This window comes from Mycobacterium sp. UM_Kg27 (assembly GCF_000972905.1).
Classification (GTDB): domain Bacteria; phylum Actinomycetota; class Actinomycetes; order Mycobacteriales; family Mycobacteriaceae; genus Mycobacterium.
Genome location: NZ_JRMM01000156.1, coordinates 1 through 9,282 on the forward strand (window position 1 = coordinate 1; position 9,282 = coordinate 9,282).

General features: G+C 70.8%; 2 protein-coding genes and 1 pseudogene. 1 reads left to right on the forward strand and 2 read right to left on the reverse strand.

The genetic code is table 11. The features are described 5' to 3' along the window. Positions 1–1,835 (reverse strand): annotated as a pseudogene (locus LI94_RS23295) (PE family protein); the annotation flags it as partial. 371 nt (positions 1,836–2,206) lie between these two features. Here LI94_RS23295 and LI94_RS18650 point away from each other — a divergent pair. Continuing rightward, on the forward strand, positions 2,207–2,608 hold the full coding sequence (locus tag LI94_RS18650) for a GtrA family protein (protein ID WP_192831003.1): 402 nt from the start codon (positions 2,207–2,209) through the stop codon (positions 2,606–2,608). A gap of 815 nt (positions 2,609–3,423) precedes the next feature. On the opposite strand, the gene LI94_RS24980 is transcribed toward LI94_RS18650, so the two are convergent. Further along, a partial coding sequence (locus tag LI94_RS24980) for a hypothetical protein (protein ID WP_052739974.1) occupies positions 3,424–9,282 on the reverse strand: 5,859 nt, incomplete at its 5' end.

Genomic DNA, 9,282 nt, shown 5'->3' on the forward strand with positions numbered 1-9,282 from the left:
GTGGGCTCGGAGATGTGTATAAGAGACAGGTCGTTGCCGTTGTTGCCGTTGGCGGCGCCGGCACCGGCCGCACCGCCGACACCGCCCTGGCCACCGGCCGCACCGTTGCCACCATTGCCACTGGCGCCCTCGGTCCCGATCGCGCCGGCACCGCCGGCGCCACCGGCACCGCCGACGCCACCGGCGCCGCCGTTGCCGCCGTTGCCGGTCTCGCCGCCGCCCTGGCCGCCGCCGCCACCATTGCCCGCGTTGCCACCGGCAACGCCGTCGGTGCCGTCAGCGCCAGGTCCGTCGCCGTCTTCGCCGGCCGTGCCGGCAAAGCCGTTTCCACCGGCGCCGCCGTCGCCACCATTGCCGTCAACGCCCGCGGCACCCGCGCTACCGGTTGCACCACCAGCCGCACCACCGGCCGCACCAGCGCCACCGTTGCCGCCGAGGCCGCCGTTACCGCCGGCCGCGTTGGCCAGGCCGACAGCACCGACGCCGCCAACTCCACCGTTGCCGCCGGCACCACCGGCGCCGCCGTTGCCGTCGACACCGGCCACACCGTCCACGGATCCGACACCGGCCGCGCCACCGACACCGCCCGCGCCGCCGATGGCGCCGTTGCCGCCGTTACCGCCGGCCCCGCCGTTACCGTCGCCGTCCTCGGCGAAGGTACCGGCCAGGCCCGCCACGCCAGCGCCACCGTTACCGCCGGCGCCACCGACACCGCCGGCACCACCGTTACCGGCCGCACCGGGAGTGTGCACCCCGAAGAAGCCGCCCGCGCCACCGTTACCGCCGACACCACCGTTGCCGGCAAGGCCACCAACGCCGGCATCGCCGCCGTCGGGCTCGTTCTCGTCACCGGCAGCACCGTCACCACCAGCGCCACCGGTACCACCCACGCCACCGGCACCACCAGCACCGGAGTTACCGAACAGACCGGCCACACCACCGGTGCCGCCCGCGCCACCGTTACCGGCGGCGCCACCGGCCTGACCGATACCACCGGCGGCACCCGTGCCACCGGTACCACCGATACCGCCGGCGCCACCGTTGCCGATCAGGAAGCCACCGTCACCACCGGTGCCACCAGCGAAGCCGATCAGGCCGATGTCACCGATGCCGCCCTGGCCACCGGCGCCACCGTTGCCCATCAAGAAGCCACCGGCACCACCATCACCACCGATACCGAAGAAGCTGCCGCCATCGCCACCGTTGCCGATCAGGCCCGCGTTGCCGCCGTCGAGGTTGAAGTCGGTCGAGGCGAACGCGTAGGTGCCGTCCTCGATACCGGCCAGGGTGACCGCGGTGTCGCCGTCCATCAGCACCACACCATTGGCGCCCAGCACCTCGCCGTCGGCGTTGACGAACGCACCGCTGCCGCCATCACCGAACAGGAAGCCACCGGCCGAGGCGGCGTTGTAGACCAGGTCACCGTCGCCGTTGATGCTGACGAAGGCGTTGTCGCCGTTGTCGAAGACACCGTCGATACGCAGGCCGCTGTCGATCAGGAACTGGTTGATGCCATAGATCGGCTGGTAGATCAGCGCGTTGAGGGTGTTCGCCACCAGGGCGTTGAGGCCATCGAGGGGGGTGGCGGCCGCCGAGCCGGCCAGGTCCCCGTCGAAGAGCCCGCTCAGGCCCAGCCAGTCAAACGCCGAGGTGTCCACCGACGACGGCTCGATCCAGCTGAACAGATCGCCGAAGAAGTCTTCGAAATCGGCGCTGGCGGGCGCTGCGGTGACCGGCGTCAAACCGAACGCGAGGAAAGCACCGGCAGCACTGGTAGCACCCACGGCGCGGCTGAGACGACGAGTCCTGCTCTTGGCGGCGGATCGATTCGACATGTCTTCCCTTCGGTAAGGATTAGCCCCTGGGCGGCTGACAGAGACGTAAATTGCTAAGCCGTCGTTAAGGTAACAGAGCGCCGACAAGGCGGGCAACCAAAAGAGAATCACGAACCTGTGAACTTGTTGCAATGCTTGTGAACAGTCGGTTTCCCGGGGAGCCACCGGTTTAGTTGGACACGTGTCTAAATATGGCAACGGATCGCGCGGACGGCAATTTTTCTCATGCCCAGCGATAACCTGTGAGGCTCATAGTGTTTTCTTTCATGTTCTCGCCGATGTAGTTAGCTACCGGCCGCAATCCCGATCGTGCTGCGGCGTGCTGGGCACGAGAGGCAAGGACCGCTGATTAGGATTCGCAGGTGGCCGAGATGACCCCCCGCCCCTTGCAGCTGTCGACGCAGGTGTGGCGTTTCCTGGTCACCGGAGCCCTGTCAGCGATCGTGGATTTCGGGCTTTACCTGCTGCTTTACCTGGGGGCCGGCGTCCCGGTCGACATCGCCAAAGCGATCAGCTTCGTTGCCGGAACCACCACCGCTTATCTGATCAACCGGCGCTGGACGTTCCAATCCTCGGCCCACGCCGGGCGCTTCATCGCGGTGATGGCGCTCTACGCGCTGACGTTCGGGGTGCAGGTGGGGATCAACCATGCCTGCCTGGCGTTGCTGGATTACCAGCGGTGGGCGCTGCCGGTCGCCTTTGTGGCCGCGCAGGGCACCGCGACCGTGATCAATTTCGTGGTGCAGCGGACGCTGATCTTCCGGGCGCGCTAGCCGCCGGCGTCCGGCACCCGACACGGTGTCACTATCGGCGCCGGCGGTGCCGGTGACCCCCACCACCGGCACCGCCGCTCCCTCCGACTCCCCCGAGGTTGTTCTGGCCGATGGAACCGGCCAAGACCATCAATCCACCACTACCGTCCTGGCCTGCCCGCCCACGTCGACGTTGACGACCGCGAAGAACGCGGGGCCCGCAGCCCTGGTCTGCAGCATCCGCGGCATCGCCCATGAGTGCCCCGACAGAGCCGCACACAGAGTCGAATGCTCCGCTACCAATGAAGCCGCGCGCGACGGGGTCACCAAAGAAACCGGCGATCACATCCTTCTTGGCGAGCGAGCCAGGGGAAAGCGGGGCGGGCCCGGAGGCCGGGAACGCGCTCACCGCACTACCAGCGCCGATGATCGGCCTGGCACCACGACCATCGGTACGGCCCGCACGAGCGAACATGACACCCATCCCATCCACCGGCGCATAACCGCCGCTAACTTAGGTCTACGCTAATGGCATCCTTCTCTTAGTCAAGCCCGGCTTTAATACAAAGCCTCGGTGCTGTTTCTCGAGACCAACGCGGGACGTGGCGATCAGAGCCCGCCGACGTGACTTTGATGCGCTAATCACCGTGTTTCAACTGGTCGCTTCCCGATGGGCCCGAGTGACCATCCCCATGTCGGGGCCGCCAGAGAAGGCCTCATCGCTGCCTCAGCAGATAGAGAATCTCAGCGATAGTTAAGAATTTCCGTCGGGCGGCGGCCCCGAACGCCACCGCGGCCCGGTCGAATGACCGGGCCGCGGGGCGGGCGAGTAGAGCTTACGGCGTGTTCGCGCCGTCGTTACCGGTCCACTGCACCCCGTCGCTGCTCTGTCCAGCGCCGTTGATCTTCTCGTTGGACTGGCCGTTGCCGCCGGTGTTACCGGTGCCTGTGCCCGTGCCGCCACTGCCGGCCTGGAGCTCACCGTTGGTGTACGACCCGGCACTGGCCGGGTTGTTCGGCCCGCCCGGACCCGTCGCACCGACGTGGACGTATCCGGCTGTGCCGCCCTTTCCGCCGTCGATACCGGCGCCGCCGGTTCCGCCGGCCACGGTGTTGCCGGTGGCTTGGGCGCCCTCCCCGAGCGCGGTGATCTGCGTCGACGCACTGGAGCCGCCGCCGCCCTTGCCGCCGTTGATGCCGTCGCCGCCGGTGGAACCGGTCGCCGAACCGCTCGCCTCCGCGCCGACGCCGTCGGCGATGATGCTGGCCTTGCCGCCGTTTCCACCGGTACCGCCACCGAGCCCACCCGCGCTGGCGTTACCACCGTCACCGCCGGTGGCCGTGCCGTGCGCGGTCCCGCCATTGCCGCCGGCATGACCACTGGCACTGTTTATGACACCGGTTGCGCCGTTACCGCCCGTGCTGCCGATGCCGGTGGCCATGCCACCGCTACCGCCGACGGCGGTGCCGTGCGACAGGCCTCCCGGGCCGGTGGCCTCGACTTCACCGAAGGCACCGTTGCCGCCCTTGCCGCCGTCGTATGCGGCGCCACCGTTACCGCCGATCGCGGTCGCGTCGTTGCCGCCACCGACGGTGCCGCCGGCGTTGTCAACGACCAGGTAACCCGCACCTCCGGCTCCACCCTGGCTGCCAGCGCCGTCAGCGGTGCCGCCGGACCCACCGTTCGCAGTACCGGTGATGGTGCTGCCGCTGCCATTGGCGTTGGCGACCGCCTCGCCGCCGACGCCGCCCTTGCCGCCGTCCGTGCCGTTGCCGCCGGCGCCGCCGGTGACATCACTGCCGGTGACGTGAGCGCCATTGGTGGCGATCAGGCCGCCGGCGCCACCGGCACCACCCTTGCCACCGTTGGCGTCACCGGTGCCACCGTTGCCACCGAAAACGCCGCTGTTGGCCACGTTGCTGCCCGCGTCGACGGTCACAGTCGCACTGCCGCCGGCCCCTCCGTTGCCGTTGCCGCCATCAACCTCGAGACCGTTGACGATGCCACCCGTGACGGTGAGGTTTGCCGCACCGCCCGCGCCACCGCCCGCACCGGCATCACCACCGATGAGGTGGGCACCGGTGACGTTGCCGCCACCGGTCACCGTCAGACTGCCCGATCCACCCAGGGTGGTGCCGGTGCTCTGTCCGGCGGTCACCGAGCTGTCGGCGACGGATCCACCGTCGGTGGCGATCCGGGCCCCGGGACCCTGCTGAGTGCCGGCACTGCTGCCACCGGTGGCCTGGCTGTTGGTGATGGTGTCACCCTCACCCCTGGCGATGATCACCGTGTCAGAAGCCACCCGGCCAGCAGCTCCCGTGAAACCGGCACCGCCATCACCACCGGTGGCCGTGACGCCGGTAACCGAGGAGTCCTTGCCGACAGCCTGAACATAGGTGTAGCCACCTTGACCGCCCACAGCTCCAGCACCGGTGCCATCACCACCATCACCCGCGGTCACCGTGCCATTGGCCGTGCTGCCCTCGTTGAGCGCCCCGACCTGACCAGTAAAGCCCCTGCCGCCGGTGCCACCGGCAAATCCGTCACCGCCGTTACCGCCCTGTGCAGAACCACTGGCCTGAGCACCCAGCCCGCCGGCAACGATGCTGCCGGTGTTGCCGGCGCCGCCCTTGCCGCCCCCAGAGCCGTCACCACCGTGACCACCGGTCGCCGCACCCTGCGCGGTCCCGCCGGTACCGCCCAGGGCGCCGCTGGCGTAAGCACCTTGGATGTTGGCACTGCCGCCGTTACCGCCCACGCTGCCCGCGCCGGTGCCCGTTCCACCGGCACCGCCAGTAGACGAGCCGAAGGCCGTCGCGTCCTGGCCAGCCGTCACCTGCGCGTAGCTGCCGTTGCCGCCGGTGCCGCCATCAACACCGGCACCGCCGACGCCACCCTGGGCCACCGTGGCCGTGTCCGCGTCGCCGACCGTGCCGCCGTTGCCGACAAAGGCGTAACCGGCACCGCCATTACCGCCGTGGCCGCCCGTCGTACCGGCACCGCCGATACCGCCGATGGCCTGTACCTGGTCCGAGTCACCGGCAACACCCACCGTGCCATCGGGAGCACGCACGATCGCCACACCGCCGGCACCGCCAGTGCTGCCAGCGCCGTCCGCTAGGCCACCAGCGCCGCCGGCGGCGTTGCCGGACGTGTGGTCATCGTTGCCGACGATCACACCGCCGTCGGTGATCCCGGCATCGACGGCGGCCGCTCCGCCCGCGCCCGCCATACCGCCGTTCTCACCGGTACCGCCGTCGCCGCCCTGCGCCGTGCCCTCAGTGGTGGTCTGACTGCCGTACGCCCCGACGCTCGCCGCACCACCGGCACCGCCGGTGCCACCGGCGTTGCCCGTGCCGCCATTACCACCGATGGCGTGACCGTCGATGACCTCGCCGCCGGCGTCGGCGCTCACGCTGGCCGCACCACCGGCACCACCGACGCCGCCGTCGGTACCAATGCCGCCGTTACCGCCGACTGCAGTGGCATCGTTCACCTCGCCACCGTTGGTGGCGGTGATGCTGGCCGCACCACCGACACCATCGGTGCCGTCGACGGCGAGGATGCCGAAGCCGCGAGCGAAGCCACTGCCGCCACCGCCGTCGCCACCTACCACATGGCTGCCGGTGATGGTGCCGCCAGTGTCGGCAATGATCGATGCGTCGCCGCCGGCCGCGGTGGAAGACGCGTTGCCACCGGTCGCCGAACTCTCGTCGATGGTGCTGTTGTTGCTCGCAACCAACGAAGCCGCGCCGCCGGCACCGCCGTCTCCACCATTGCCGCCGGTGACCAGAGTCTCGGTGACGGCGCTTCCGGTGAAGACCGTCACGGTGGCCGCACCACCGGCACCGCCGCTACCGGCGGCGCCGCCCGTGACAACCACGTCGGTGACGGTGCTGCCAGTCCCGTCAGCGGTGATGCTCGCCGCCCCACCGGCCGCACTGTCACTGCCGTGACCACCGACCGCCGCACTGCCGGAGATGGTGCCACCGCCGGTCGCGGCCAACGACGCCGCCCCACCGGCACCACCGGCTCCGGCATCACCACCGGTGACCGAACTGTTCTCGATCGTGCTGCCGGCGCCCAGGGTGACCGTGGCCGCACCACCGGCGAAGTTCTCACTGTTCTGCCCACTGGCGATCGTGGTGTTGGACAGACTGCTCCCCGCTCCACTGACACTCAGCGAGTTGTTGGCTCCAGCCGCGCCGTTGACGCCGTTGGGTCCGCCATTGAGCCCGTCACCACCGGCCACATGGCCGTAGTCGATCTCACCGCCGGCCGACGCAGACATCGTCGCCGAACCGCCGCTGCCGCCACTGCCGCCGGCACCCGTGGCCGAACCCGCGCCACCGGCACCGCCGTCGCCACCGGTCGCGGTGCTGTCCGCCGACACGGTGCCGCCGGTGCTGGTGGAGATGCTGGCCGTACCGCCGTTGCCGCCCTTGCCGCCGGCGAAGCCATCGCCACCAGCGCCACCGGCACCACCGTTGCCGCCGGTGACCGTGCCCTGCGAGGTGATACCACCGCTGATGCTGGCCGTCCCGCCGTTACCGCCGGCGCCACCGTTGGCGGCGTTGCCACCGGTGCCGCCGGCACCACCGTCACCACCGACGAGGGTGACCTCTTCGTACGCGGCGCCCGCGCCCACACTCAGGGTCACCGCGGCACCGGTGCCGCCCTTACCGCCCACGCCGCCGTTGGTGCCGTCGGCACCGCCCGCGCCGCCATGACCACCGGACAGCTGCACGTCGTCGACGCTGCTGCTACCGGTCACGGTCAGGGTGGCAGCGCCACCCTTGCCGCCGTACGCGTCGCCCGTCCCGCCGTCGCCGCCGGTGACGTGGGCATTGTTGACGGTGCTGCCACCGCTCACGGTGATGTTGGCGGCCCCGCCGAGAGCGCTGTCGCTGGTCTGGCCGGCGGTCGCCGTGCTATTGGCGACGTGTCCGCCGTCAACGACGATGCGCGCACCGGGCCCTTGGCTGCCGAGACTGTTCCCGCCGTAGGCGTGGCTGTTGTTGATGGTGTCGCCTTCGCCCTTGGCCTGGACGACGGTGTCGGAGGCCTGCCTGCCGTTGGCCCCGATGTGGCCCGCGCCGCCGTCGCCGCCGGTGGCGGTGGCATCAACTACCGAGTCCTTGCCCAGGGCTTGAATGATGGTGTAGCCGCCCTGACCGCCCGTGGCGCCGAGTCCGGTTCCGCTGCCCCCGGTACCAGCGGTAGCGGTGCCGGTAGCCGACGCCCCCTCATTCAGGGCCGCGAGCTGACCGCTGTAGCCATTGCCACCGGTGCCACTGTCGTATCCGGCGCCGCCGTTGCCGCCATAGGCTTCACCCGTGGCCGAGGCTCCGATGCCGCCGGCGACCACACTGCCGATGCCTCCGTTGCCACCCTTACCGCCGTCGTAGGCGGCGCCACCGTTGCCGCCGTAGGCCTTTCCGTCCGCGGCGCCCCCGTCGCCACCGATACCGGTCCGGACGAAGCCGCCCTGAATGTTGCCGTTACCGCCCTTGCCGCCGACGCTGCCGACACCCTCAGCGTCGCCGCCGGCACCGCCCTTGCCCTCACCGGATGCGAGGCCCCCGGCGCCGCCTTCCACGCCCGCGGTCACCCCGGAGTAGCCCCCCGCACCGCCGGTTCCACCGTCGATACCGCTACCACCGTCGCCACCACTGGCGGTGGCGTCGGACACGGTGCCGCCCAGGGCCGCCGCGACCATGGCGCTACCGCCGGCGCCGCCGGTGCCGCCGTTGGCATCCCCGAATCCGGCATTGCCACCGGTGGCCACCGAATCGGTGACGGTGCTGCCGGCACCGTCGGCGCTCACGACCGCCTCACCACCGGCCGCGCTGTCACTGCCGTTGCCGCCCTTGGCCTGAACACTGGCGAGGGCACCACCGTTGGTGGCGCTAAGAGCGGCGTCGCCACCCACACCACCGGCGCCGGCGTCACCACCTTGGACACTGCTGTCCAAGATGGAACTGCTGGCATCGACAGTGACCGTGGCCGCACCGCCGGCGAAGTCGGTCGTGGCGCTGCCGCCGGTGACCGTCACGTTCTGCGCGAGGCCGTCGACGATGACGCTGGCGACACCACCGGTCAGGCCCGCAGCCCCGGGACCGCTCGCGGTGCCGGCCCCGCCGTCACCGCCCTTTCCGCCGGTGACCGTCGAATCGTCGATGGTTCCGCTGCCGCCGACATAGGCGCCACCGCCACCGCCACCGCCGCCGCCGCCGTAGCCGATACCGGCACCGAGATGGCCCGCGCCGCCGTCACCGCCGCCGCCACCGACCGCGCCGACGCCGACCGCCGCACCGGTTCCGCCGGCGCCGCCCTTTCCGCCGGCCGCACCAATGGCACCGTTGCCGCCGGTGCCGCCGGTGCCGCCGGACTGCGGCACCACCCCGCTCATGCCGTCGCCGTCGCCACCGTCTCCACCGTCACCGCCGTTGCTGGCCGCGCCCGCAGCGCCGTTGCCGGCACCGGCACCCACCCCGGCCGCGCCACCGGCGCCACCGAGGGCCCCGTCGCCACCGTTGCCGCCGTTGCCTGCCAGGGCGTTACCGCCGCCACCGGAGCCGTTGCCACCATCACCGGCGGTGCCGGCCGCGCCACCGTTGCCGCCGTTGCCGGCCACCGCATCCGGGTTGCCGGAGTCGTGCAGTCCGCCCCAGCCGCTGTCTCTTATACACAT

Bases quoted from the DNA above. Each gene is read 5' to 3' on its own strand.
- LI94_RS18650 (WP_192831003.1), top strand. From the start codon at position 2,207: ATGACCCCCCGCCCCTTGCAGCTGTCGACGCAGGTGTGGCGTTTCCTG.